20 protein-coding genes and 1 tRNA gene are annotated in these 23,202 nt (G+C 65.0%); 13 read left to right on the plus strand and 8 right to left on the minus strand.

What is annotated here, in order from left to right:
* Window positions 1-63: 63 nt before the first annotated feature.
* Complete coding sequence (gene aroQ / locus ACUYV6_RS05510) at window positions 64-510, minus strand: type II 3-dehydroquinate dehydratase (protein WP_449277654.1); 447 nt, start codon at window positions 508-510, stop codon at window positions 64-66.
* Window positions 511-772: 262 nt separating this feature from the next.
* On the opposite strand from aroQ, the gene trmB reads away from it, so the two are divergent.
* Window positions 773-1,522 (plus strand): tRNA (guanosine(46)-N7)-methyltransferase TrmB, encoded by a 750-nt coding sequence (trmB, locus tag ACUYV6_RS05515; protein ID WP_449277655.1) that lies wholly within the window; start codon window positions 773-775, stop codon window positions 1,520-1,522.
* 644 nt (window positions 1,523-2,166) lie between these two features.
* On the opposite strand, the gene ACUYV6_RS05520 is transcribed toward trmB, so the two are convergent.
* Complete coding sequence (locus ACUYV6_RS05520; protein ID WP_449277656.1) at window positions 2,167-2,838, minus strand: response regulator transcription factor; 672 nt, start codon at window positions 2,836-2,838, stop codon at window positions 2,167-2,169.
* Window positions 2,835-3,980, minus strand: coding sequence for a sensor histidine kinase (locus tag ACUYV6_RS05525; RefSeq protein ID WP_449277657.1), 1,146 nt, complete (start codon window positions 3,978-3,980; stop codon window positions 2,835-2,837). Before ACUYV6_RS05525 ends, ACUYV6_RS05520 begins: the two co-directional genes overlap by 4 nt.
* Before the next feature lie 196 nt (window positions 3,981-4,176).
* Here ACUYV6_RS05525 and ACUYV6_RS05530 point away from each other — a divergent pair, with 196 nt between their 5' ends.
* Both ACUYV6_RS05530 and ACUYV6_RS05535 read left to right on the plus strand, forming a co-directional pair.
* On the plus strand, window positions 4,177-4,671 hold the full coding sequence (locus ACUYV6_RS05530; protein ID WP_449277658.1) for a hypothetical protein: 495 nt from the start codon (window positions 4,177-4,179) through the stop codon (window positions 4,669-4,671).
* A gap of 12 nt (window positions 4,672-4,683) precedes the next feature.
* Entirely contained in the window at window positions 4,684-4,953 is a 270-nt protein-coding gene (locus ACUYV6_RS05535) for a hypothetical protein (protein ID WP_449277659.1), read from the plus strand.
* A 174-nt stretch (window positions 4,954-5,127) separates the two neighbouring features.
* Here ACUYV6_RS05535 and ACUYV6_RS05540 read toward each other — a convergent pair.
* Together ACUYV6_RS05540 and ACUYV6_RS05545 are read right to left on the minus strand one after the other, a co-directional pair.
* A tRNA-Arg gene (locus ACUYV6_RS05540) sits at window positions 5,128-5,200 on the minus strand.
* Between the two features lie 24 nt (window positions 5,201-5,224).
* The gene (locus tag ACUYV6_RS05545) at window positions 5,225-6,034 is read right to left on the minus strand and encodes a FadR/GntR family transcriptional regulator (RefSeq protein WP_449277660.1); all 810 of its coding nucleotides are present in this window, start codon (window positions 6,032-6,034) and stop codon (window positions 5,225-5,227) included.
* 139 nt (window positions 6,035-6,173) lie between these two features.
* Between ACUYV6_RS05545 and ACUYV6_RS05550 the strand changes: the two genes are divergently transcribed.
* From ACUYV6_RS05550 to ACUYV6_RS05595, 10 genes are all read left to right on the plus strand, one after another.
* Window positions 6,174-7,079 (plus strand): proline iminopeptidase-family hydrolase, encoded by a 906-nt coding sequence (locus tag ACUYV6_RS05550; protein WP_449277661.1) that lies wholly within the window; start codon window positions 6,174-6,176, stop codon window positions 7,077-7,079.
* Between the two features lie 51 nt (window positions 7,080-7,130).
* On the plus strand, window positions 7,131-8,513 hold the full coding sequence (locus tag ACUYV6_RS05555; protein WP_449277662.1) for an APC family permease: 1,383 nt from the start codon (window positions 7,131-7,133) through the stop codon (window positions 8,511-8,513).
* Between the two features lie 74 nt (window positions 8,514-8,587).
* Window positions 8,588-10,258 carry an arginine--tRNA ligase gene (gene argS, locus ACUYV6_RS05560; RefSeq protein WP_449277663.1) on the plus strand — a complete coding sequence of 557 codons (1,671 nt, stop codon included), beginning with the start codon at window positions 8,588-8,590 and terminating at the stop codon, window positions 10,256-10,258.
* Between the two features lie 11 nt (window positions 10,259-10,269).
* Entirely contained in the window at window positions 10,270-11,070 is an 801-nt protein-coding gene (locus tag ACUYV6_RS05565) for an LmeA family phospholipid-binding protein (protein ID WP_449277916.1), read from the plus strand.
* A 214-nt stretch (window positions 11,071-11,284) separates the two neighbouring features.
* Complete coding sequence (locus ACUYV6_RS05570) at window positions 11,285-12,784, plus strand: diaminopimelate decarboxylase family protein (RefSeq protein ID WP_449277664.1); 1,500 nt, start codon at window positions 11,285-11,287, stop codon at window positions 12,782-12,784.
* 34 nt (window positions 12,785-12,818) lie between these two features.
* Window positions 12,819-14,129: a homoserine dehydrogenase gene (locus ACUYV6_RS05575; protein WP_449277665.1), complete on the plus strand. Its 1,311-nt coding sequence runs from the start codon at window positions 12,819-12,821 to the stop codon at window positions 14,127-14,129.
* A complete protein-coding gene (gene thrB / locus ACUYV6_RS05580) occupies window positions 14,126-15,070 on the plus strand; it encodes a homoserine kinase (RefSeq protein ID WP_449277666.1) in 945 nt (314 codons plus the stop codon). The genes ACUYV6_RS05575 and thrB overlap by 4 nt, the downstream gene beginning before the upstream one ends.
* 213 nt (window positions 15,071-15,283) lie before the next feature.
* Window positions 15,284-17,485, plus strand: coding sequence for a transcription termination factor Rho (rho, locus tag ACUYV6_RS05585; protein ID WP_449277667.1), 2,202 nt, complete (start codon window positions 15,284-15,286; stop codon window positions 17,483-17,485).
* Window positions 17,485-18,558, plus strand: a complete 1,074-nt coding sequence (gene prfA / locus ACUYV6_RS05590) for a peptide chain release factor 1 (protein ID WP_449277668.1) — start codon at window positions 17,485-17,487, stop codon at window positions 18,556-18,558. Before rho ends, prfA begins: the two co-directional genes overlap by 1 nt.
* Window positions 18,559-18,609: 51 nt before the next feature.
* Window positions 18,610-20,019 carry an MFS transporter gene (locus ACUYV6_RS05595; RefSeq protein WP_449277669.1) on the plus strand — a complete coding sequence of 470 codons (1,410 nt, stop codon included), beginning with the start codon at window positions 18,610-18,612 and terminating at the stop codon, window positions 20,017-20,019.
* A 40-nt stretch (window positions 20,020-20,059) separates the two neighbouring features.
* Here ACUYV6_RS05595 and cysE read toward each other — a convergent pair whose 3' ends face one another.
* The 3 genes from cysE to ACUYV6_RS05610 all read right to left on the minus strand — a co-directional run bounded on the left by cysE (window position 20,060) and on the right by ACUYV6_RS05610 (window position 23,200).
* Window positions 20,060-20,638: a serine O-acetyltransferase gene (cysE, locus tag ACUYV6_RS05600; protein ID WP_449277670.1), complete on the minus strand. Its 579-nt coding sequence runs from the start codon at window positions 20,636-20,638 to the stop codon at window positions 20,060-20,062.
* A 120-nt stretch (window positions 20,639-20,758) separates the two neighbouring features.
* Window positions 20,759-21,694, minus strand: coding sequence for a cysteine synthase A (cysK, locus tag ACUYV6_RS05605; RefSeq protein ID WP_449277671.1), 936 nt, complete (start codon window positions 21,692-21,694; stop codon window positions 20,759-20,761).
* 123 nt (window positions 21,695-21,817) lie between these two features.
* On the minus strand, window positions 21,818-23,200 hold the full coding sequence (locus tag ACUYV6_RS05610) for an MFS transporter (RefSeq protein ID WP_449277672.1): 1,383 nt from the start codon (window positions 23,198-23,200) through the stop codon (window positions 21,818-21,820).
* Window positions 23,201-23,202 lie beyond the last annotated feature (2 nt).

Genomic DNA, 23,202 nt, shown 5'->3' on the forward strand with positions numbered 1-23,202 from the left:
CTCCGGATCACATCTGATGAATACTCGGATCCATGCTAGCCGAGGGACTCAGGCCTTACTGCCTCAGCCCTCGAGAAGGGCAGCGATCCGGCGCACCGCGAACTCGTAGCCCTGCACACCGCAGCCCGCGATCACGAACTCGGCGACCGGTGAAACGTAGGAGTGATGCCGGAACGGCTCGCGTGCATGCACATTGGAGATGTGCACCTCGGCCACCGGGAGGGAGACTCCGGTGAGGGCATCGCGCAACGCAACCGACGTGTGGGTGAAGGCTGCGGGGTTGATGAGGATCGCGTCACAATCGCCGCGGGCCGTGTGAATGGCATCGATGAGTTCGCCCTCGTGGTTCGATTGCACGGCCCGCACGGACAGGCCGAAACCCCCGGCGGTCTCAGTTACGAGTCGTTCGATGTCTGCGAGAGTCTCGCTGCCGTAGATCTCGGGCTCTCGGGTACCCAGCAGGTTGAGATTGGGGCCGTTCACCAGCAGGATGCGCTTCACGGTGCTCATGCACCCAGAGTAGAGGATCGGCCGTGCGACTCCGGAAGCGGATCAGCACAGAACTGTGGGATCAGCCTGAACTGTGGGATCAGCGCGTGTCTGTGGCGCCAGCAGAGGGGTATGAGGCCAGCACATAGATATCGGATCAGCACGTAGATATGTGGATTCTGTGCGATTACGGCATATTGAAGCGCTGATCCCATATCTACCTGCTGCTGAGGAGTCCACGCCCGCTTTGCCGACACACCCCTGCGACGATTACCGTTGTCGAGTGACCGAGCAGCACTCCGCAAAGCCCCGACCCGAGAACACCACATACCGCGAGAAGCCAGTCTCCTTCGTGCGCAGGGGCGGACGTATGACCCCATCGCAAGAGCGCGCCTGGGCAGATCACCGCGAGACCTATGTGCTCGATATCCCGAACGGGCCGGCTGCGACGAGCGTCGCCGAGGGTGTGACGGGGGATCCTGAGCAGATCTTCGGACGGAAGGCGCCGCTCGTCGTCGAAGTCGGATCCGGGCAGGGACACGCGATCCTGCATGCCGCTGAGACCGATCGCGATACCAACTTCCTCGCCGTCGAAGTGTTCCGGGCGGGCCTCGCCCGCACCATAATTCGGGCGGAATTCGCGGGCCTGGAGAATCTTCGCCTCGCAGAGGTCAACGCTCCTGAACTTCTCGAGAAGTATCTGCCGGCGGGGTCGGTCGATGAGATCTGGGTGTTCTTCCCCGACCCGTGGGCCAAGGCGCGCCACCACAAGCGCCGACTTGTGAGCGCCGAATTCGCGCAGCTCGTGCATCGGGCGTTGCGACCGGGCGGAGTGCTGCGTCTCGCCACCGACTGGGAAGAGTACGCCGAGCATATGCGTGACGTGCTCGATGGGGCGGAGGGCTTCGAACGGGACTTCTCGGGGGCGTGGGCGGATCGATTCGAGGGACGGATCCTCACCGCATTCGAGAAGAAGGGTGCTGACAAGGGGCGCGCGATCCGCGACCTGAGCTACCGGCGGGTCGCAGACTAGGCGCAGGTGCGCGCAGATGAACGCAGGTGAGCCCAGAATGGTCGCGCATGAGTGCTCACCCCTGCCGAGGGAAGAAAAACTGCTGCTGAACTCTGATCGAGCAACGATTATTCTTCCCTCGATAGGCCGGACGAGAGAAAGTGCGGAGGCGCGAGCAGGGGAGTGCAACGGGCCAGCCCGTGTGCGCCGCAGTGTTGGCTCAGGTGGCCGTACCGCAAGGACCTATGCCGCGCAGTGGCAGCGATCGGGCTTCGGCACGCCGGCCAGGGCCTCCTCGATATGCTCTCCGCAGCCGACCCAGGTGGGTTTCCCGCAGTGGTTGCAGGTGACTCGCTGGCACATGGTGTCCTCCTCGGGCAGTGTTGGTGGTTCGGGGCCGCTCGCTGAGCCGGCCACACTGCATGCGTCATGACACGGGGAGTGCGGCTGCCGTGTACATCCTGGCTCTGAAGCCTCTCCACGTCAAATGGCACCGCGTCCAACGGAACTGCGCAAAACGGCGCTGAGGAATCCTTGGACCCCAGAGGTCGCTGACGCCCGCCGTTGGGGTGCCGTTCGATTCGGAGGCGCGATGTGCTACTACGTCAAGCAGCCAACGACCTCGATACGCCGATCGAGTCATCGAGGAGCCTGCGGCCCGAAGGTCACGGCAGGGTGCTGTCTCCGGGCGTGATGAGACCCGATTCGTAGCCGAGGATCACCAGTTGCGCCCGGTCTCGGGCATGAAGCTTGGATAGGAGACGGCTGACGTAGGTGCGGGCGGTGGCAGGGCTGATGCGGAGGCTCGCTCCGATCTCGTCGTTCGATTCACCCAAGCCGATCCGAGTGAGGACTTCGCGTTCGCGGTCGGTGAGCGCGTCGAGCAGCGCCGGGCGCGCGGCGGAGGTCTGGCCTCCGGCGAGCGTGTTCATCACCTTTCGCGTGATCGTAGGCGACAGCAGAGCATTACCAGAAGCCACGGTGCGGATCGCACTTCGCAATTCGGCGGGAGCGATGTCTTTGAGGAGATAGCCGGCCGATCCCGCCCGAATTGCGGCCAGTACGTTGTCGTCCTCATCGAAGGTCGTCATCATGACGACTCGGGCATTCGCGAGTGCCTGATCGGCCAGGATCGCTTGCGTCGCGGCGATGCCGTCCAATTGGGGCATGCGAATGTCCATGAGGACGACATCGGGCCGGTGTTCGCGTACCGCATCGATGCCCGCGTGGCCATTGCTCGCTTCGGCGACGACGTCGATGTCGCCGTCGTGTTCAGCGAGGGTGCGCAGGCCCGTTCGCACCAGCTCCTGGTCATCGACCAGTACCACCCGGATCATGAGAGCCTCGCGGGGATCGTGGCCTCGACGGTGAATCCGTCTCCTGCGGAAGATCGAGTCGTCAGTGAGCCGCCAAGCAGCTTGACCCGTTCGTTCATTCCAGCCATGCCATATCCGCCTTTCGTGTCGCTCTTGAGCGCTGCGCCGTGTCCGTCGTCGGTGACGCTGATGTGGAGCTGTTCGTCCCGGATGCCGACCGTGATCCGTGCATGTGACGCACTGGCGTGACGGACGATGTTGGTGATCGACTCTTGGATCACCCGATACGCTGCCGCGTCGACCGGAGCGGACAAGTCGGCGGGTGCGGCAGTGATATGGGTGGTGACCTCGACACCTGCGCCTTTCGCAGCGTGTACCAGCTCCTGAACCGTCGAAAGCGACAGGATGCTCCGCGCTTCGTCTGGGGCGGATGCGGAGCGCAGGATGCGCACCATGGAGCGGAGCTCTTGCAGCGACCGTGTGCTGGCGGTTCGAATGCGAGAGAGCGCGTCATTCACGGCGCGGTCGTCGCGTCCGAGTGCTTCGGTTCCGACGCTTGCTTGCAAGGAGATGACGGACATCGTGTGCCCGACCGTGTCATGCAGCTCTCGGGAGATGCGCTCGCGTTCGTGCTGCATCCGCGAGTCCGCCTCGCGCGCCAGTTGCGCTTCGGTGAGTCGGGCGATCTCGGCACGCTGAGCCGCTTGGATACGGCGGATGCGCACACCGTATCCGAGTGCGATACCGGCCGCGATGAGTGCGAGGTTGGATACGGTGTCGTAGCCGAGTAGATACCCGAGCGGTGGCGGTTCGTCGCGGAGGCGGAAGTACAGGGAGACCGTGAAAACCATGGCTCCTGCACATACAGCCCAGCGGGTGAGTCCGACCTCTGCTGCTGAGAACAGTGCTGCGACGACCGGGAGTGCGACCCCGATGGGTGGCAGGTCAAGGATGTAATAGCCGAAAGTTCCCAGAACGCTGAGCAGAAGCACAGGGATCGGCATGCTCCGCCTGAGCAAGAGCACGGCACCGAACCCCGAGGTGAATACGTAGGCCAGGATGTTCGGGAACTCGTCCGCCGTGGCCTGCGACAGCGCGACGATGCTCGAAAGCACGACCGTGACGGTCGCTGCGAGCAACGCGTCGACGGCCCAGGGTTTCATGGGTGTTCTCCTATTGATCGTCCGTACTCCCAGGTTCGGAGTGTTCCCAGGATAGGAGGTGGATCAGCCGCGGTACATCCTCCGCTCTGCGCGTATCGAGGTCGCTCTCTGACGTATCGCGACTACGTCGAGAAGCGATCCAGGTCGAGAGCAGGGGCCGATGTCGGAGCCTCGGGGCGGCTCATAGTGTCGAAGCATGACCGACCACAACCCGTTACTTCCGCCTGCTCCCGACTCTCTGCCGAAGCGACGACGCCTCGGGCTGCCGCTCGTAGCGATCATCGGGCTCGCGCTGCTCGCGGTGCCTCGCGTCGTCCTCCATGACCTCGACATCATCCACGAAGGAACCGTGTTCAATGCGCTGTTGGTGTTCCTTCCTCCGGCAGTGTGGGTCTTCGTCGCTCTCGTTTCGAGGGTGCCAAACCCGTTCGTCACCATCCTGGTGATCGGCGTCTGCTACGGGATCTTCCTCGCACTGGGGCATCAATTGATGTGGGGGATCGCCTTCGCTGACAACTCGCCCCAGCTCGGAGGCAGCCTTGCGGGAATCGATCCGGCCATCCAAGCCGCCATTCTGCGCTCCTTCGCCGTTCTGTCGAGTCTTGTAACCGGGGCCATCGTCGGTGCGATCGCCGGCCTCGTTGCATGGGGACTCAGCGTTCTCATTCCTCGTTCCCGGCAGCTCCGTTGAAGGATCGCGGCGATGAACGAATCACCTCACCTGCATCGTCCTCGCGTCATGCGCATGCTGGGTGTCGGCGCTCTCGGTCTCGTTGGCGGCGTGCTGCTCGCGCTATTCGTCCAAGACTTCCTCGCGGTCGCGCTCGTCAGGTTAGGAAGCGTCCCTTCCATGCCTGCAGTCGTCTTCGATTACCTGTTCCCGATTATTTCCATCGTGACCGCGGTGGCGGCGGTCATCATCGACCGAAGGGTCGCCTTGCGCCGGACGGACAAGAACTCACATGATGACTGAGCTGTGCGGCCGGTCAAGCTGCCTGAACCTGGCCCACGGTTCCGAGATCGTTTCACACGAGTTCGCTTGCATGCCTACGATGCCGCTCCCGCAGATGAGCGGCGGGTGCGCTGCGGTCGTGAAAAAGCGGGGCTGATCAGATGTTTCTAGCTGATAAACCCCGCCTGGCTGCAGTGCCCCCGGAGGGATTCGAACCCCCGACCTACGGTACCGGAAACCGGCGCTCTATCCCCTGAGCTACGGAGGCGAGCATCGTGCAACAGCGACCAGCCTAGCGCACTTCCGGCGGGTCTTCGCGCGCCGCTCGCTCTGAGGCGCGCTCTGCATGCAGCATCGTTTCCTCGAGCATCTCGAGGTTGATGCGGGCGTGTGTGCGGCCGATCTCGTGAGCCGCCAGTACGTCGCCGTCGGTGATCGCCGCGACCAGCTTCTCGTGATCGCGGAGGGCTCGTAGTTCGAGTTCTTTCCAGCTGGATTCCGCACCCCAGGGGTGGGCTGGCGCCGAGAGATGCATCTGTCGTTCAAGAGAGAGCAGCGACTCCCGCAGGGTGGGGCTGTGGGCCGCGTCTGCAATAGCGAGATGCAGTTGTTCATCGGCTTTCTGGGCCGGGGCGCCTGACCCCGCCTGGCGGTACGTCTCGAGCTTTTCTTGCAGGATCGCGACGTCGTCGTCACTGCGGCGTTCGGCGGCTGCGGCCGCGATCATTCCGTGCATCCAGCATTCCGCCTCGTGCTGGTCGATGAGCTTGTCCCAAGCTATGGAGAGGGCCTGTTTTACGGCAGCTCCGGCTTCGGGGGTATCGGGTTCGATTACGAAGGTGCCGCCGCTGCGACCTTGCTGTCTGCGGAGCAGCCCGCGCTCGACCAGGTCAGATATCGCTGCGCGCACGGTCACGCGAGCGACGCCGAGCATCACGGCCAAGTCCCGCTCGGGCGGGAATCGCTGCCCTGGTATGTAATCGCCGAGTGCCACCGCGGTGATGAGGCGGTTCGCGACCTCGGTGCGCAGCGTCAGGTTCGGGCCGCCCTCGGCGAGCGGCTTCGCGAGCACGCTTCCCGAGGTTCTCGAGCCGGTAGCCATGCATCAATTAACTCATACTCTGCCGAGCTTCTATAAAAGGTTTGATATAGATACCTTTTGTGTGATGATGTTCGGGCCAGGTCTCGGCGAGATACGAGACACGGTGCGCACATATGACCAGCAAGCCTGAGGAGGAGCAATGACGCTGGATAGCCACTCAGCCGCGGAGATCGTTGACGAGGAGGTCTTCGTCGACACACCGCACGGACGACTTTGGACTCGAACGCTGACCCCGACGGTCGAAGCGGGACCGCCTCTCGTGCTGTTGCACGGAGGACCCGGGTACCCGAGTGACTACCTCGAACCGTTGGCACCGCTCGCTGCCGACCGCAAATTGGTGTTCTTCGATCAGATCGGTGCCGGCCGTTCGGATCCGCCGAGCAATGCGTCGGCCTGGACCCCGAACGCATACGTCGAGCATGTGGAACTTGTGCGCCGTGCACTCGGCCTCGATCGCTTCCACGTGCTGGGCCAGTCGTGGGGAGGTTTTCTCGCGCTGGCCTACACCGAAGCGCACCCCGAACGGGTAGCCTCACTCGTGCTCTCCAGCCCGCTCGTCGATGTACCGCGATGGGTCGACGACGCCCGGGACTTGATTGCTCGACTTCCCGAGGAACACCGTGACGCCATTGCGAACGGGGCTGAGGATCCCGGATATGCCGCCGCAGAGGCCGAGTTCTACCGCCGGCATTTCTGCAGCATCGAACCCTGGCCGGAACCGCTGCAACGTGCTGCCGATGGGCAGGATGCGGCGTCGTATCAGGCGATGTGGGGACCGAACGAGTTCACGAACACCGGTTCGCTCTCCGGGCAGAGCAAGGTCGGCGTCGTTGCAGGATTGCGGATCCCGAACCTCTGGATCACCGGAGACAACGATGAGGCGCGACCCGAGACCCTGCGTGAGTTCGCCGACATGAACGACACGTCCGAGCTCGTGGTGCTGCCCGGCACCCACTGTGTGCACCTCGAGCAGCCCGAACCCTACCTCGGTGCGCTCCGCGCGTTCCTCAGCAGCGCGGATCGACCCGAACCAGCAGCACACTAGCGACGCTTCACTTCACAACATGTCCAGCACTATGAGAAAGACAGCACAGTCATGACCCACCCCTCGCCCGAGCCCGGCAACGACGCAGCTTCGGCTCAGCTCGAAGAACTCGGCTATACGCAGGAGCTCAAACGCTCGATGTCGTTGACCGACGTCGTGGTCTACGGCCTGATCTACATGGTGCCGATGGCCCCGCTCGCGGTATTCGGCATCATCTACAACTTCTCGGGCGGCACGCCCGCCCTCGTCTACGTCGTGGCGGCGTTCGCCATGGTCTTCAGCGCAATCAGCTATAAGGAGATGGCCAAGCGGTTCCCGATCGCCGGATCCGTCTATTCCTATGTGCGACTCGGGCTGAATCGCTTTGTCGGGTTCATCGCAGGGTGGGCGATCCTGCTCGACTATCTCTTGCTACCCGCGCTGCTTTCGGTCTTCGCCGCTGCCGCGATGACGAGCCTCGTGCCGGGCATCCCCGAGTTCGTCTGGGTCATCGTCTTCGTCGTGCTCGCCGCAACCGTGAACCTGCGGGGCATCACGCTGACGGCAGGCATGAACAAGATCTTCCTGCTCATCCAGCTGGTCGTGCTCGCGATCTTCGTCGTCGGTGCGCTCGTCGCCGTCGCTCAGGGCCGGGCCGAGCTCTCGTTCGCTCCATTCTTCCAAACCGATGAGTTCTCGTGGGCGATCGTCTTCGGCGCGATTCCGATCGCAGCTCTGAGCTTCATCGGATTCGATGCGATCTCGACGCTCAACGAAGAGGCGAAGGGTGGCGGCCCGACGGTTTCGAAGGCGACCATGATCGTGCTGGTCGCGGTCACCCTCCTATTTGTGATCCAGGTCTACCTCGCCTCGATCTTCGTGCCGGTCGGTACCGAGTTCGCCGAGGGCGACGCCACGAACAACGCGTTCTACTACATCGCCGGAGACGTTGTCGGCGGTTGGTTCCAGGTGCTCATCACCCTCACGTCGGCGCTCATCGCAATCTTCGCGAACTCGATCGCGTCGCAGGCGACGTCGAGTCGCCTGGTATTCAGCATGGCGCGTGACCGCCAGCTGCCGAAGTTCCTGTCATACGTGAGCGGACGACAGGTGCCTCGCAATGCCATGCTGCTGATCGCGGGACTCTCGCTCGTCATCGGCGTCGTGGGCACGGCGGAGCAGGAGCTGCTCACGACCCTCGTCACCTTCGGAGCGTTGACCGCGTACATCCTGCTCAACATCGCAGTGATCGGCCACTTCGCGATCGCGCAGCGCAGCCGAAGCTTCTTCATCCACCTGATCTCGCCGATCATCGGCACCGCGGTGCTGGCCTACGCGCTGTGGAGCACCGGTCCGCTGACCAAGATCATCGGTGTCGGCTGGTTGATCATCGGTGCGGTCGTTGCGGCCGTGCAGTGGAACCGAGTCAAGCGGTCACAGGTGGCCGCCGAATAGCGGTCGAGCGCGGGGTCGGGGCCGTCGACCCCGCGCTCAGTTCGCCAGCTGACAGCGGACTAGACTGGATCCTTGTGACGCCTCAGGAACTCTCCCTCGCCCTCTCCCGCATTCTCACGGACCTCGTCGCCGAGTACGGTGCCGATATCTCCGTGACCGAGCAGGACACGCAGGTGGAGCGGCCCAAGAATCGCGAGCACGGCGACTGGGCGTCGAATGCCGCCATGAAGTTCGCGAAGCGGCTGGGCACGAACCCGCGCGAGCTCGCTCAGCGCATCGTCGGGCAGGCTGCCGAGATCGACGGCGTCGCGAATGCTGAGATCGCGGGGCCCGGGTTCATCAACATCACCCTCGACACCGCGAGTGCCGGGGAGACTGCTCGACGGGTTGTCGAGCAAGGCGACGCCTACGGGCGCGGCAATGCGCTCACGGGACAGCGGATCAACCTCGAGTTCGTCAGCGCGAACCCGACCGGTCCGCTCCACATGGGGCACACCCGCTGGGCCGCGCTCGGCGACTCGACCGCTCGTGTGCTGCGTGCCGCTGGGGCCGAGGTCGTGAGCGAGTACTACATCAACGATGCCGGCTCGCAGATGAACAAGTTCGGCCGTTCGGTGCTGGCCGCCGCCCTGGGTGAAGACGCCCCCGAGGATGCCTATCCCGGTGAATACATCCAGGAGCTCGGCCGCAAAGTGCGGGAGAGGATGCCGCGCCTCGCCGAGCTCGCGGCGCAAGACCGCGACGCCGCCCTCGAGCAGGTGCAGGAAGCCGCGTACCAGCAGCAGCTCGCGGAGATCAAAGACTCGCTCGAGCGATTCAACGTGCACTTCGATGTCTTCTTCTCGGAGCGCACCCTGCATGCCAAGGGTGAGTCGGGAGAGCCGAGCCCCATCGAGGCCGCGATCGAACGGCTTCGCGAGCAGGGACACGTCTTCGAGGAAGACGACGCGCTCTGGGTGCGCACCACCGACTTCGGCGACGACAAAGACCGCGTGTTCACACGCGGCAACGGGGTCTACACATACTTTGCTGCGGATGCCGCCTACTACCTCTCCAAGAAGGACCGAGGCTTCGGCGAAAAGATCTACCTGCTCGGCGCCGATCATCACGGGTACATCGGCAGACTCACCGCAATCGCAGGCGCCGCCGGCGACGATGTCGAGACCGATATCACGGTACTCATCGGCCAGCTGGTGAACCTCAATGGCGCTCGACTGTCGAAACGAGCCGGCAACATCATCGAGCTCGATGACCTGCTGGAGTGGTTGGGATCGGACGCGCTCCGTTACTGGCTTGCACGCTACCCGGCCGACTCGCCGTTGTCTCTCGACGGTGAGAAGGTGCGCAGCCGCACCAATGACAACCCCGTCTTCTACGTGCAGTACGCACACGCCCGCACGTGTGCGGTCGACCGCAACGCCGCAGCAGGCGGGGTGGATCGCGGCGCGTTCGCCCCGGAGCTCTTGACCCACAGCACCGAGACGGAACTGCTCGGCAAGCTGCAGCAGTACCCCGGCATCGTTGCGGGAGCCGCAGAACTGCGCGAACCGCACCGTATCGCGCGCTTCCTGGAGGAGCTCGCGGCTGCCTACCACCGCTGGTACGACAACTGCCGGGTCACTCCGCTCGGTGATGCTCCGGTCCAGGATCTGCACCGCACCCGGCTGTGGCTCAACGATGCGGCGGGGCAGGTGCTGCGGAACGGTCTGGATCTGCTGGGTGTCTCAGCACCCGAGCGACTGTAGGCGTGACATTGGTGCAGCAGACCGCCGAATCAGACACTGCGGGTCTGGAAACCTCACGGCGCCGGAGGCGTCGATGGGTGCCGTTCGTCGTGGTGATCGTCGTCATCGCGATGCTCGCCGGAGCCGCAGAACTCGCACTGCGCGCGATTATTCCGAGCTTGGTAGCGTCAGCGATCCGCACCCCGCTGCATCTCACCGCCGACCATGATGTCGATGTCGACCTCGGCGGATCGGTGCTGCTGCACACCCTTACCGGCAAGGTCGGCGATCTCGAAGTCGGCATCGACAGCGTCCCGCTCATGGATGGGCTCACCGGCGACGTGACACTGCAGGCTGATGCGGTTCCCTTCAACCCGACGAGCGGGGAGATCGCGGGTGGGCAGGCCCGCCTGACGATACCGGCCGACGATATCGACCCCGTTGTCACGATGCTGACCCAAGGCATCGCTGATTCGGGGCAGGTGCGGGGCGACACGATCGAGATCAGTCGCACCGTCGCCGTGTTCGGGCAAGAAGTTGCACTCACAGCCGCCGTACGCGTCGCCGTGAAAGACGGAGACGTCGTTATTGATCCCGCCGGAGTGCGGGCCGTCGGTCTCGACCTCGATGCCGAACAGCTGCGCCAGACCACCGGTGGATTGCTCGACCCGGTGCTCACTCCGCAAACGATCTGTGTGCGCGACCAGCTGCCGAAGGGCATCGAACTGCGTGACATCACACTATCGAGCACCGGCAGCGTGGCAATCGATGCACGTCTCTCGCCGAAAATTCTCTCCGACCCAAGCGAGCAGGCGACGGGCAGCTGCGCCTGAACCATTGCAACATTGCGAATCGGCTATGCAGGGCGCGCTAAGCTGGAACGGTTCGCTCTGAGACAGGTTCTCCGTTCGCACGGCTTCAGGGGCCAATCCGGGTCCGCTCGCCTCCGACTGCTCAGCCGGCCTAGCGCCCGCTGACGGACAGTCTCAGCCGAGCAATCTCGCACACCGACCCTGTGATGATCAGAACCTCCGAGGACCCGAAGTCATGAGCCACGACGCCGACCGCCCGACCGCCGTCGCCGCGCCCGCGGCCGACGCCTGCGACGTCACCGCCGAGGTGACGGCCGAAACACCTCTGAACGAGATCGACCAGCGTGTCTTCCCTCCGACCGCGCGTCGCGGACGTGGCTGCGGAGAGCTCAAGATCGGCGGCATCCGCGCTTCTGAACTCGTGGCGCAGCATGGATCACCGCTCTACGTTGTCGATGAGGCAGCGGCTCGCACCCGCGCCCGTGAGGTGCGTGAAGCACTGCAGCGGGAAGCCGGTCGAATCGGAACCGAGGCCACCGTCTACTACGCGGGCAAGGCATTCCTCTGCATCGAGGTCGCTCGGTGGATGGCCGAAGAAGGTCTCGCCGTCGACGTCGCGAGCGGGGGAGAGCTCGCCGTCGCGCTCGCCGCAGGAGTCGACCCGGCTCGCATCGGTTTCCACGGCAACAACAAGTCCGAACGCGAGATCCGTCGGGCTGTTGATGCGGGCGTCACCCTCGTCATCGACAGCGAGATCGAAACCGAGCGCATCGCCGCGGCTGCTCGTGAAGCGGATCGTCGCCCGCGTGTGCGGCTGCGGGTGAACAGCGGTGTGCATGCCTCGACCCATGACTTCCTCGCGACCTCGCACGAGGATCAAAAGTTCGGGCAGCCGCTCGGCGAAGCGGTGCGGTTGGCTTCCGCGATCCTCGCCCATGACGTACTCGACTTTGTCGGTCTGCACTGCCACATCGGGTCCCAGATCTTTGCCACTGATGGCTTCCGTGAATCTGCCCGCCGACTGCTCGGCGTGTACGGTGAGCTCGCGGCGGTCGCCGGGCGGCCGATTCCCGAGCTGAACCTCGGAGGCGGGTTCGGGATCGCCTACACGAGCGAACAGGCAGCCGAGTTGCCGCGCATCGACGACATCGCGCGTGAACTCGCTGACATCGTCGCCGAAAGCGCACGTGAATTCGGCGTACCGGTGCCGAAGCTTGCTTTCGAACCTGGTCGATCGATCATCGGGCAGGCGGGTGTCACCCTGTACACGGTCGGGACGACCAAGGAAGTGGCGCTCGCGGGCACGGAGAGTGCAAGCACGGAGGCCGCAAGCACGGAGGGCGCGGCACAGGATTCGGGGGAGCGAAACTTCGCCTCCAGGCTCTACGTGAGCGTCGATGGCGGGATGAGCGACAACGCCCGGCCTGCGCTCTACGGCGCCGACTACCAGGTGACGCTCGCGAACCGCCGCTCGGAGGCCGAGCCCGCGCTCGTGCGCGTTGTCGGCAAGCACTGCGAGGCCGGCGACATCGTCGTGCAGCGCGACCTCTTGCCCGGAGATGTGCGCCCCGGCGACCTCCTCGCCGTCGCTGCGACCGGCGCCTACTGCTGGTCGCTCTCGAGCAATTACAACTATGTACCGAGACCCCCCGTTGTGGCGGTGCATGACGGAACCTCTCGCGTGATCGTACGCGGCGAGACCGAAGACGATCTGCTGGCGAAGAGCATCGCCTGAGGGCGATCAAGAACTGACGAACGGAGAAACCAACTTGAACGGTTACCGCAACCTTCGCGTGGCACTGCTGGGCTGCGGCTCGGTCGGAGCCCAGGTGGCCAGGCTCATCCTGGAGCACGGAGACGAGCTGGCGGCGCGCATCGGCGCGCGCCTCGAGCTCACAGGCATTGCCGTGCGCGATACGGAAGCGAAGCGCGACGCCGAGTTGCCGCGTGATCTCTTCACGACTGATGCTGAGACGCTCGTGCTCGGAGCTGACGTCGTCGTCGAGCTCATGGGGGGTATCGAGCCCGCGCGGAGTCTGATTCTCCGTGCGCTCGAAGCCGGAGCCGACGTCGTCACCGCGAACAAGGCGCTCATCGCCGCGCACGGCCCTGAGCTCGCGGACGCCGCGGAGCAGGTCGGAGCGCAGCTCTCGTACGAGGCGGCCGTGGCCGGGGCGATCCCGATCATTCGCCCGCTGCGGGAGAGTCTCGCAGGCGACCATGTCACCCGCGTGCTCGGCATTGTGAACGGCTCCACCAACTACATTCTGGATCGCATGGACCGTTTCGGCGACAGCGCCGAGAATGCCATGCAGGTCGCGAGCGACCTCGGGTTCCTCGAAGCGGACCCGACGCTCGACGTTGAAGGATACGACGCCGCGCAGAAGGCGACGATCCTCGCGAGTATCGCCTTCCACACCGAGGTACCCGTCGACAAGGTGCACCGCGAGGGCATCTCGAATGTCACCGCAGCCCAGGTCGAGGCCGCGAAGCACAGCGGCCACGTGATCAAGCTGCTCGCGATCGCCGAGCGCCTGACCGCGAGCGACGGTACGCAGGGTGTCTCTGCCCGTGTCTACCCCGCGCTCATCGACCGCAATCATCCGCTGGCTGCCGTGCACGAGGGCAAGAACGCCGTCTTCGTCGAGGCCGAGGCCGCGGGCGAGCTTATGTTCTACGGCGCGGGTGCGGGCGGAGTCGAAACCGCGTCGGCCGTGCTCGGAGATCTCGTCTCGGCGGCGCGTCGCCATGTCATCGGTGGACCGGGAACACCCGGTTCATCGCACGCTGAGCTTCCGATCCTGCCGGTCGGCGAGGTGAGCACCAGTTACCAGGTCATGCTCGATGTGCGCGATAAGGCGGGCGTGCTTGCGACGATCGCGGGCATTCTCGCCGAGCATGGCGTCTCGGCCGCGAGCGTCGAGCAATCGGTGCCCGCCGACGCCCATGGCACGGCGACACTCGTCATCGGCACGCACCGTGCGCGAGAAGGGGATCTCGCTGCAATGGTCGAGGCGCTGCGCAACAGCGACGTCGTTACCGCCGTCACGAGCGTGCTGCGTCTGGAGGGCGGAGAATGAGCGGGGCTCGTCGCGCCGTCCGGGTGCATGTACCTGCGACCAGCGCGAACCTCGGCCCGGGCTTCGACACGCTCGGGCTCGCCCTCGCCTACGGCGACGAGATCACAGCCGTCACCCGCGACGAGCCCGGTGCGAGTGTTCGCGTCACGGGCATCGGTGAGGGTGAGGTGGCCACCGACGAGAGCAACCTCGTGGTCCGCTCTGTCGCCCACGTCTACTCGCGTCTCGGCCGCACGATGCCCGGCCTCGAACTGCGAGCCCACAACCGCATCCCCCACGGGCGCGGCATGGGCTCGTCAGGGTCTGCGATCGTCGCCGGTGTCATGATCGCGGCCGGGCTCTTGCAGAGCGACCCTGAGGATCCGCAGGTGCTCAGTGAAGACGAGCTTCTCGGCTATGCGACTGACCTCGAGGGCCACCCAGACAATGTCGCCCCAGCACTCTTTGGCGGTCTCACGATCGCCTGGACGAATGAGGATGGCCCCCGTTTCAAGCGCCTGCTCGTGCACCGTGGTGTCTCGCCGCTCGTGCTCGTGCCGAGCTTCACCATGTCGACCGAACTCGCGCGCAGCCTGCAGCCGGAGCAGGTGCCATACGAAGACGCCGTCTTCAATGTGTCCCGATCCGCTCTACTCGTGGCCGCACTCACGCAGAGTCCGGAGCTCCTGCTCGACGCGACTGAAGATCGCCTGCATCAGAACTATCGTGGCGAGGCAATGCCGCAGACCCGCGACCTCGTCGCAGCACTGCGAGCGGCCGGCCATGCTGCGGTCGTCTCCGGTGCCGGACCGTCGATACTCGTGCTTGCCGCTGATCCGGGGGAGCGACTCGCCGCCGCGGAGCTCGTCGCCGAGCAGGGGCCCGATTGGCAGGCGCTGATCCTGGCCGTTGACATCAAGGGTGCTACAGTGGAAGAGATCTCCGCGGTCGAAGCGCTCTAGCGCATACGACCTCGCTCTTCTCATCTATGAGATCAGCGGTCGGGTTCCGGAGCCTCGTGCTTCCGGGACGAGTCTTTCCGTGGTCGGTCGATCTTCCTCACCGGTGCAGTGCCCGAGTCGTGCTGCGCGGTGAGTCCCAAGCACACTCGTGCATCAGGCGGGAAGGCGGACGAACTGTCTGCGAGATGCCCCGCAATCTCCGAAAGGAACACCGTGTCAGAGAACACCGAGACCCAGGGTGCTGCGAGCGCCGCATCCGAATCCACCGAGGCGGCGGAGAAACCCGCCACCCGGCGCCGCGCCAGCCGTCGAGTGACCACCCCCGCAGCTGAGGTTCCGGCTGCTGAGGCGCCTTCTGCCGAGGCTTCGGCGGCAGCGGCTCCCGCTGCTGAGGCGCCTGCGGAGGAGACAGCGCCGAAGAAGCGTGCGCCTCGTACTCGCAAGAAGGCTGAAGATGCCCCGGCCGCCGATGCAGGCGCTGAGAACACCGCAGCCAATGGCGCTGAGGCTTCAGCCCCTGAGGCTCCGGCGGCAGAGGCTCCGGCTGCTGAGGCGCCTGCGGAGGAGGCGGCGCCGAAGAAGCGTGCGCCTCGTACTCGCAAGAAGGTCGAAGAGGCGCCTGCAGCCACTGCAAGCGACTCCGAGGCAGCTCCTGCTGCGACCGATGCCGATGCTGAGAACGCAGCCGAGAAGTCTGCGACGAAGCGTCGCACCAGCCGACGGGCGACGAAGCCGACCGCAGAGGCGACTGAGCAAGCACCCGCCGAGGGCGGCGACACCAGTGGCGGCGCTGTTACGGCAGCTCAGACCGGCGCCGACGATGCACACGGTTCGGAGTCGCCTGCCTCGGCGCAGACTTCCGGTGCGCAGTCCGCCGAGGCGCAGTCCGCCGAGGCGCAGTCTGCCGATGAGGCGCCATCGACGTCGCGCAACCGTCGCTCGCGTTCTCGCAAGGCCGAGGCGGAGGCCCCGGTCGACGACGCATCCGACAACGCCTCGAAGAACGCGGATAAGGCGGACAAGTCCGAGCAGCAGAACACCGCTCCGGAGCAGTCTGAGAACGGTGACAGGCAGGCCGATGACGCGAACGGCAACGGCAACGGTCGTAAGGGCAAGAGCCGGGGCAATAGGAACCAGGATCGCCAGAACGACAAGGGATCCGACAAGAACGAAAGCGGCCGAAACGACCGTAGCGATCGCTCTGGCGACCGGCAGGACGGCGATTCGGGCAACCGTTCGAGCCGTACCCGCCAGCGCGACCGCAAGCGCCGTGGCCAGGGCGATGACTTCGAGCCGGAGATCACTGAGGATGACGTGCTGCTGCCCATCGCGGGCATCCTCGACGTTCTCGACAACTACGCGTTCGTTCGCACCAGCGGGTACCTGCCTGGCACCAGCGACGTCTACGTCTCCCTCGGCCAGGTCAAGAAGCACGGTTTGCGCAAGGGTGACGCCGTCGTCGGAGCGATCCGTCAGCCCCGTGAGGGCGACGGCGGCCGCCAGAAGTACAACGCGATCGTCAAGGTCGATGCGGTGAACGGTCGCTCCGCTGAGGAGAGCCAGAGCCGAGCGGTGTTCGCCGACTCCACCCCGGTGTACCCGCAGCAGCGAGTACTCCTCGAGAATGCCGACTCCTCGATCGCGGCTCGAGCCGTAGATCTGCTTGCTCCTCTCGGCCTGGGCCAGCGAGGTCTGGTGGTGGGGCGTCCAGGCACTGGCAAGTCAGCGGTGCTGCGTACCATCGCGAGCGCTGTCACCGCGAGCCATCCCGATGCGCACCTCATGGTGGTGCTCGTGGACGAGCGACCCGAAGAGGTCACCGAGCTGCAGCGCACGATCAAGGGCGAGGTCGTGGCCTCGACCTTCGATGGCACCGCCGAAGATCACCTGACCGTCGCAGAGCTCTCCGTCGAACGCGCGAAGCGCCTCGTCGAGCTGGGGCATGACGTGGTCGTACTGCTCGACTCGATTACGGTGCTGGGTCGGGCGCACCTGCAGCGCACGCCGAGCTCGCGCGGTGCGGAAGCCGGCATTGACCTTGCCGCCTTGCAGCCGATCAAGCGTCTGCTCGCCGCAGCCCGCAATGTCGAGAATGGCGGATCGCTGACGATCATTGCGACCGCCCTCGAGAAGAGCGGGTCGAAGCTCGACAAGGCGATCCTGAACGAGATCCAGGCGTCTGCGAACAGCCGCATCCGCCTCATCGGCGAAGGAGGACAGCCCGAGGTCGATCCGACGGGCACCTTCGCGGTGCGTCCGGAGCTGCTTGTCGGCGAAGCGGAAGCCGCCGCAGTGCGGAGCCTGCGCAGCGAGCTCGGAGATGAGGATGCCGAAGCGGTGCTGACGAAGCGTCTCTCCGGCTCTGCCTCGAACACGGCGCTGCTTGCCGAGGTGCGCAGCTCCGGGAAGTTCTGATGTTCGAACAGGTCGAAGGGCTGCTGCGCGAGCACGCTGATCTGCAGGATCAGCTCGCTGATCCTGAGCTGCACGCCGACGCTGCCCGGGCCAAGAAGGTCAATCGGCGGTACGCCGAGCTGAGCAAGATCAAGGTTGCGTACGAGCAGTGGAAGCAGCTTGGAGACGACCTTGAGGCCGCGCGCGAACTCGCGAAGGAAGACGAAGCCTTCGCCGAGGAGGTGCCGGGCCTCGAGGAAGGCCTCGCGGAGGCGCAGGAGAAGGTTCGTCGACTGCTGATCCCTCGTGACCCCGATGACGCTCGTGACGCGATCCTTGAGATCAAGGGCGGCGAGGGCGGCGCTGAGTCGGCGCTGTTCGGCGCTGACCTGCTGCGCATGTATATGCACTACGCGGAATCCAAAGGGTGGAAGACCGAGATGCTTGAAGCCGACGAGAGCGATCTCGGCGGATACAAGAATGTGCAGGTCGCGATCAAGAGCAACGCTTCCGATCCGTCGCAAGGCGTGTGGGCTCACCTCAAGTACGAGGGCGGCGTGCATCGCGTGCAGCGCGTGCCGGTCACGGAGTCGCAGGGTCGCATTCACACCTCGACGACGGGCGTGCTCGTATATCCCGAGGTCGACGAACCCGAAGAGGTCGACATCAATCAGAACGACCTCAAGATCGATGTGTACCGCTCGTCTGGCCCCGGGGGACAGTCGGTCAACACGACGGACTCGGCGGTGCGCATCACGCACCTGCCCACCGGCATCGTCGTCGCGATGCAGAACGAGAAATCGCAGCTGCAGAACCGTGAAGCCGCGATGCGCGTGCTGCGCGCTCGACTGCTCGCGAAGCAGGCCGAGGAAGCCGCAGCGGAGGCGTCGGCGCACCGCTCCAGCCAGATCCGGACCATGGATCGCTCCGAGCGCATTCGCACCTACAACTTCCCGGAGAACCGCATCGCCGACCATCGCACGGGCTACAAGGCCTACAACCTTGATCACGTCATGAACGGTGCGCTCGATGCGGTCATCGAGTCGTGCATTCGCATGGATGAAGAGGATCGGCTGAAGGCGCTCGGCCAGTAAGCTCCTCGGATCGCGGTCATGGCTCCGTTGTATAGCGATACGATGGAAGTCATGACGCGCGCCGCCAAGCCCTACCTCGCCTGGCTCGTGTGGGGAGTCGCGGTGTTCGCCTATGCGGTGGCGATCATCAACCGGTCCTCGCTGTCTGCACTCGGCCCCGCCACACAGAGTCATTTCGGCATCGACGCCACCACGCTCGCGATGTTTCCGATGATCCAGCTCATCGTGTATGCGGCGCTGCAGATTCCGGTCGGCGTGCTGCTCGATCGAATCGGACCGAGCCGCGTGATCATGCTCGGCGCATTGCTCATGGTCGCGGGGCAGATCGCGATGGCGACGGTCTCCAACGTCGAGCTCGCGATCCTCGCCCGTATTTTCGTCGGCGCCGGTGATGCATGCACGTTCATCAGCGTGATGCGCATCTTGCCGGAGTGGTTCGACGCGCGACTGCTGCCGACGATGGGCCAGGTCACCGGTCTCATCGGGCAGGCCGGACAACTGATCTCCGTGATTCCGCTCGCAACCGCGGTAAGCGTCTTCGGATGGGCCAGGGGGTTCCTCGGTGTTGCCGCCGTCGCGACGATTGCGGCAATCCTGGCGGTGCTCGTGCTGCGCGACTCCCCGAGGGCTCGCACGATCTTCCAGTCGTTGTTCGTGAGCACTGCGACGAAGCGCGCGGAGCGCGAGCTCGCGGCTGAGAACGAGATCAGACCTCCGGTGGATGCCGTCGTCGGGCCACCCGCGACCGAGATGCTGCCCGTGTACCGCTCGGATCGCAGGTTTCGCGTGCCAGGCGCCTCGTTCTGGGACCGTGCCCGCCGCCTGCTGAGCATGCCTGGCGTACGCCTCGCCTACTGGGTGCACTTCTCCGCGCAGTTCGCGCCCAACGCGTTTCTGCTGCTCTGGGGGACCCCGTTCCTCACCGGTGGTATCGGTATGTCGCCGCAGGCCGCGGCCGGACTGCTGAGCCTCATGGTCGTCTCCTCGATGACGTTCGGCATGCTGCTCGGACCTCTGACCTCCCGTTTCGTCGAGCGACGAGTCGAGCTGTTCCTCGGAATCATCGGGGTCATGGCCGGCGCGTGGACGGCGGTGCTGCTCTGGCCGGGAGTGCCGCCTACCTGGCTACTCATTGCACTCGTCATTGTCGTGCCGATGGGTGGGCCCGCCTCGATGATCGCGTTCGACGTGGTGCGTTCGCACGCTCCCCGCAGCTTCCTCGGCTTCGGTACGGGGCTCGTGAACACCGGCGGGTTTACCTCGGGCCTGCTCGTGATCGTGCTGATCGGCCTGGTCCTCGACCTGCAGGGTGCCGGATCGCCCGAACACTACTCGCTCGAGGCGTTCGAATGGGCGTTCGCCGTGCAGCTCCCGTTTTGGGCGTTGGGAGCGGGGATGGTGCTCATCGAGCGTCGCCGCACTGGGGCGTGGATGCGCAAGCACGGGCGTAAGCTCCGGTAGTCGGGCGCCCGCGCCGATGGGCCGGGCGTGCGCCGGAGCGTCAGATGACGTAGAAGTCGGCCATGTCGGGACGCTCGGCCTCACGCGACGTCGGAGCGCCGCGCCGCGGGCGCCCCTGGGCAGGAATGCCGGTGAGGGTCGTCCAGGGCTCGCAGGAGCGAACGACCACAGCGTTCGAGCCGACCGCGCTGTCGTCGCCGAGCTCGATGTCACCGAGCACCTGTGCACCAGCTCCGATGACGACGCGGTTACCGATGGTCGGGTGGCGCTTGCCTCGGCTGTGACCGGTGCCGCCGAGGGTCACGCCGTGGTAGATCAGTACGTCGTCGCCGACGACCGCGGTCTCGCCGATCACGACCCCCATGCCGTGGTCGATGAAGAGGCGTCGTCCGATTGTCGCTCCGGGGTGGATTTCGATGCCGGTGAAGAAGCGGAGCAGCTGTGAGATTGCGCGCGGCAGGAAACGCATGCCGCGCTTCCACAGCCGGTGCGACAGACGGTGCCACCACACCGCGTGCAGGCCCGAGTAGATCAGGAAGACGGAGACGGCACCGCGCGCGGCGGGGTCGCCTGCCTTTGCGGCTCCGATGTCTTCGCGAATGCGGGAGATGATGCTCACAGTGTTCCAGCTTCTGTCGGGTGGCGCCGGTCATGGTGACCGACGGAGCGGGTCGGGTGCAGCAATGCGGGGTTCGCAGCGGAGTGCTCTCCGCCACGAACCCCGCGACTGCTGACGAGCTTAGACGTTGAGGTCTTCGAAGAGCACGGTCGAGAAGTAGCGCTCGCCGAAGTCGGGGACGATGACGGCGATCTTCTTACCGGCATTCTCGGGACGCTTTGCGACTTCGGTCGCGGCCCACACGGCTGCGCCTCCCGAGATACCCGCGAGGATGCCTTCGTCGGTGCCGAGCGCGCGTGCCTTGGCGATGGCATCGGGCAGGGCCACGTCGATAACCTCGTCGTAGATCTCACGGTCGAGGATCGAGGGCACGAAGTTTGCTCCGAGGCCCTGGATCTTGTGCGGGCCGGCCTTGCCCTCGGTGAGCAGCGGTGAGTCGATGGGCTCGACGGCCACGATCTTCACGTCGGGGTTCTGCTCCTTGAGGTATCCGCCGGCACCAGTGATGGTGCCACCGGTGCCGATACCGGAGACCAGAATGTCGATCTCGCCGTCGGTGTCGTTCCAGATCTCGGGGCCGGTGGTGGCGCGGTGTACGGCGACGTTGGCCGGGTTGTCGAACTGGCGTGCGAGCACGGCGCCCTCGGTGCTCTCGGCGATCTCCTCAGCCTTCGCAACGGCGCCCTTCATGCCGAGGGGGCCCTCGGTCAGCACGATCTCGGCACCGTACGCGGCGAGCAGCTTGCGGCGCTCAATGCTCATGGTCTCGGGCATGGTCAGGATCACGCGGTACCCGCGTGCCGCACCGACAAACGCGAGGGCGATGCCGGTATTGCCGCTCGTGCCTTCGACAATGGTGCCGCCGGGCTGCAGCGCTCCGGATTCTTCCGCGGCATCGATGATCGCGATGCCGATGCGATCCTTGACGCTGCCTGCGGGGTTGTAGAACTCGAGCTTCGCGTAGATCTCGGCTTCGGCGCCGTCGGTTACTCGATTGAGTCGGACGAGCGGGGTGTTGCCGAACGCCTGGGTGATGTTGTCGAAAGTGCGTGCCATGCTTGCGCCATCCTTGCCTGTCGTGGTGTCTCGTTGCTACGCGACCGAAGTGCGTGCGGGGAACCGCGGGGCGGCTCTACCGACTCAAGCATACCGTTCAGTTATTCGATGGGTCACGCGGGATTATGCATTGTAACGGTCGGTTTCGCCGTTGGCGGAAGGCGGTGCACCAGGCGTCGCCTCGGCGAAGCTGCGGGAGAGCTTTCGGTATGAGCGGGTGAGGGCGGCCCCGACAGCGAGCAAGATCATCGCGATGCCGGATACCACGAAGATCAGCGCGATCCCACGGGTGGACCCGGTGCCGAGCAGTGGTTCCCAGCGCTGCTGCCCGGCGGGCGAGTTCATATAGGGAACGATCCAGAACTCGGCGATCGGGGCGATCAGCAGAGAGGTGACGGGCGCTGCCGACGCTTCGAAGGTCATTGCGAGACCGAAGACCCGGCCTTGTGAGGTGTACGGAACCACCCGTTGGATCGTGGTCTGCTCTGCGGCCTCCACGATGGGCATGATGACCATGAATGCCCAAATGCCACCGATGAAGAGCCAGGCATGCTCGCGCAGTGTGAAGACTGCTCCGAGTAGGCCGAGGCAGCCCACCAACGTCAGCATCGTGCGCAATGGCCGGTCGCCGAGTCCGAATTTCGCGACGAGGAGACCGCCGATGATGAAGCCTGTTGAGGCGAGTCCGAAGACGAGGCCCCACACCTCGACCCGGAACATCTCAAGCCCGTAGGGATCGAGCAACGCCATGAACACCCCACTCGACAGGTTATTGAAGGTGGTGAAGAGTACGAGTGCGAAGAGGCCAGGCACCGCGAGTATCGCTGCCATGCCGCCACGGAAGTCCACGGCAGAGCGGTTCGGGTCTGCGACGATTTCGGGTTCGGGGATTCGCAGCAGCAGGAGGTGGACGATGGGCACAGCAGTGAAGACGGTGGCGATCAGCATCGTGGCGCCCATGCCGAGCAGACCAACCGAGAGCCCGCTGAAGACACTCGTCGCGATGAACGCGATGCCCTGCACGGTGCCGACAAGACCGTTGGCGTTGGCGTGTCGTTCGACCGGAACGAGCAGAGTGACGGTGGTTGAGAGCGCGAGGCTGCGCAGGAGCTCCACGACGCAGCCTGCGAGCAGGATGAGGGTGAAGATCCAGAACCATGGCCCATCGAGTGCGAGCAACCAGTCGTGCGGCACCAGAACAAAGATCACCATGCCCACCGCGAACGCCGTGAGCGAGCACCAAGCAGAGAGCAGCATGACCCGCCGTTTCGGTGTGCGGTCGACGATGGAGCCGAACCACATCGAGGAGGCGGCGAGCAAGATCATGTAGGCCCCGCCGAGCACACCGGTCGCCAAGATGCTGCGGGTCTCGAGATACACCCAGAAGACGACCGCGAACCAGAGAAAATTCGTCGTCAGGCCGGCGACTGCGGTGTTGGCCACGACGTGCAGGAAGATCCGCTCCTGCGGAGTACGCGCCGCAGATCCCGCAGTCCGAGTGCCCATGG

Source organism: Leucobacter sp. GX24907 (assembly GCF_053567335.1).

Coding starts and splice junctions, on each gene's coding strand:
- ACUYV6_RS05525 (WP_449277657.1), bottom strand. CDS start 3,980: ATGAAACCCTGGGCCGTCGACGCGTTGCTCGCAGCGACCGTCACGGTC.
- thrB (WP_449277666.1), top strand. CDS start 14,126: ATGAGCGGGGCTCGTCGCGCCGTCCGGGTGCATGTACCTGCGACCAGC.
- prfA (WP_449277668.1), top strand. CDS start 17,485: ATGTTCGAACAGGTCGAAGGGCTGCTGCGCGAGCACGCTGATCTGCAG.
- ACUYV6_RS05530 (WP_449277658.1), top strand. CDS start 4,177: ATGACCGACCACAACCCGTTACTTCCGCCTGCTCCCGACTCTCTGCCG.
- cysK (WP_449277671.1), bottom strand. CDS start 21,694: ATGGCACGCACTTTCGACAACATCACCCAGGCGTTCGGCAACACCCCG.
- ACUYV6_RS05555 (WP_449277662.1), top strand. CDS start 7,131: ATGACCCACCCCTCGCCCGAGCCCGGCAACGACGCAGCTTCGGCTCAG.
- ACUYV6_RS05610 (WP_449277672.1), bottom strand. CDS start 23,200: ATGGGCACTCGGACTGCGGGATCTGCGGCGCGTACTCCGCAGGAGCGG.
- aroQ (WP_449277654.1), bottom strand. CDS start 510: ATGAGCACCGTGAAGCGCATCCTGCTGGTGAACGGCCCCAATCTCAAC.
- ACUYV6_RS05545 (WP_449277660.1), bottom strand. CDS start 6,034: ATGGCTACCGGCTCGAGAACCTCGGGAAGCGTGCTCGCGAAGCCGCTC.
- ACUYV6_RS05520 (WP_449277656.1), bottom strand. CDS start 2,838: ATGATCCGGGTGGTACTGGTCGATGACCAGGAGCTGGTGCGAACGGGC.
- ACUYV6_RS05550 (WP_449277661.1), top strand. CDS start 6,174: ATGACGCTGGATAGCCACTCAGCCGCGGAGATCGTTGACGAGGAGGTC.
- ACUYV6_RS05595 (WP_449277669.1), top strand. CDS start 18,610: ATGACGCGCGCCGCCAAGCCCTACCTCGCCTGGCTCGTGTGGGGAGTC.
- ACUYV6_RS05535 (WP_449277659.1), top strand. CDS start 4,684: ATGAACGAATCACCTCACCTGCATCGTCCTCGCGTCATGCGCATGCTG.
- ACUYV6_RS05570 (WP_449277664.1), top strand. CDS start 11,285: ATGAGCCACGACGCCGACCGCCCGACCGCCGTCGCCGCGCCCGCGGCC.